Source organism: Polynucleobacter sp. 35-46-11 (genome assembly GCF_002281105.1).
On sequence record NZ_NCFJ01000560.1, the window covers coordinates 1 to 1,548 of the forward strand.

Annotated in this window: 1 protein-coding gene; it reads right to left on the bottom strand. The window is 47.0% G+C overall.

Annotated features, from left to right (window positions below; genetic code table 11):
* Nucleotides 1–91: 91 nt before the first annotated feature.
* Nucleotides 92–1,548 (bottom strand): mannose-1-phosphate guanylyltransferase/mannose-6-phosphate isomerase (locus tag B7Y67_RS17595; RefSeq protein ID WP_293599739.1); only part of this gene is annotated, 1,457 nt, incomplete at its 5' end.

Below are 1,548 nucleotides of genomic sequence, written 5' to 3' on the forward strand. Positions count from 1 at the left end.
AGCCATCTTGGCCAGTGATACCGGTGATGAGGGCAACTTTTTGCGTATTGGTTTTATTACTCGTCATATATAACTTTTTTAATTGTCTAAATTAACTTCTACCGTAGGTATCTTCAAAACGCACAATGTCATCTTCACCAAGGTAGCTTCCAGACTGCACCTCAATAATCTCTAAGGGTGTTGTTCCAGGATTGGCTAAACGATGTATTTGACCTTGCGGTATGTAAGTACTTTGGTTCTCGGTCAGGGTGATCACTTGATCGCCATTAGTGATCTCAGCTACACCCTTCACTACGATCCAATGCTCTGCGCGGTGATGATGCATCTGCAAGGAAAGACTCGCGCCCGGCTTTACCTGAATACGCTTGACCTTAAAGCGCTCACCCTCATCAACGGAGTCATACCAACCCCAGGGTCTGGCGACCTTACGATGCAGATTCTTTTCTTCACGTTTTTGCTGCTCAAGCTGATTCACAATGTGTTTTACGTCTTGGCTATTTTTACGGTCGGCTACCAGCACAGCATCCGCTGTCTCAATGATGATGAGGTTTTCTATGCCTACTGCACTCACTAAGCGAGTACTTGCATGGACCAATGAGTTGCTGGTATTGATTAATAGGGTATCGCCAGAAGTAACGTTACCCCGCTCGTCCTGTTTACCCACTTGCCAAACCGCATCCCAAGCGCCAAGATCATTCCAGCCCGCATTGAGCTCAACCATCTTGACTGAGTGCTGACTACCAGGACACTTTTCAATTACGGCATAGTCAATCGAGTCGCTAGGAATCGTATTAAATAACGCTTTATCTGGGCGCACAAAAGTAGTGGCATCCGATTGATCGGTGGTTCTTGCCTGCCAGGCAGTTTCTGTGGCATCAAAGATATCGGGGCGGAATTCTTTCAAGCTTGCCAACCAAGTGCTTGCTCGAAAAACGAACATGCCGCTATTCCACAAATAGTTGCCATCCTCTAAATAGGCTTGGGCAGTTTTGGCATCTGGCTTCTCAGCAAATTGCTCGACAGTAAATTCACCATGAGAACCTTGGCCACCAGTTTTCTTAATGTATCCATAACCCGTCTCAGGCGCCGTTGGGGTGATGCCTAAAATAGCAATGGTCTGCTTACTCAGATCCGAGGCGACTACCTGAATACAGTCCTGCAATGCCTTAGTAAAAGCACCTGCATTTTGAATTGTTTGATCTGCGGGAGTAATCACTAAGATAGGATCTAACTCAGCCCGCTCACCAGCATAGAGTGCAGCTAAGGTGAGTGCTGGAGCCGTATTACGGCCCACCGGCTCCAACAAAAGAGTTGCCTGAATATTAGCTAACTCACGCAATTGATCTAAAACCAAGAAACGATGGTCTTCATTGGTGACCACAACGGTATTGCCCAATTGAATCTGTGAAGAGCCAATCGCATTTAATCTACCTACCGCCTGCTGAAACAAACTTTGCGAAGAGTCATCGCCCGAAAGCACCAAAAACTGTTTTGGAAAGCCTGAGCGCGATAGCGGCCAAAGCCGTGTACCTGAGCCACCACAGAGGA